Genomic DNA, 291 nt, shown 5'->3' on the forward strand with positions numbered 1-291 from the left:
ATACCAATCAGCTAGTTCACTTTGAGATTTTGCATCATAGAAAAAAACCCTATGTCGCAAATTTAGCTTATCAACTAATTGGATTAGCCTAGTACTTTCAGGACCTTCTCCTACGATCTCTAGAGTAAAATTACTAGTCTGTGATAACGCGTGTAAAATTAAATGTACATTTTTAGAGCGAACTAATCTACCAGCAAAACCTAGTCGATGTTTAAATGTTCTTTTTTCTTTATCTGAATAAAAAACATTACGGTCGACCCCACCTGACGGGTAAACAATAATCTCACTAAG

At 34.7% G+C, this 291-nt stretch carries 1 protein-coding gene; it reads right to left on the reverse strand.

The annotated features are described in order from the left end of the window. A partial coding sequence (locus tag AB4486_RS27440) for a glycosyltransferase (RefSeq protein ID WP_372119954.1) occupies positions 1-291 on the reverse strand: 291 nt, incomplete at both ends.

Origin of the sequence: Vibrio sp. 10N.222.55.C6 (genome assembly GCF_041473395.1) — a bacterium.
GTDB classification, from domain to species: domain Bacteria; phylum Pseudomonadota; class Gammaproteobacteria; order Enterobacterales; family Vibrionaceae; genus Vibrio; species Vibrio crassostreae_C.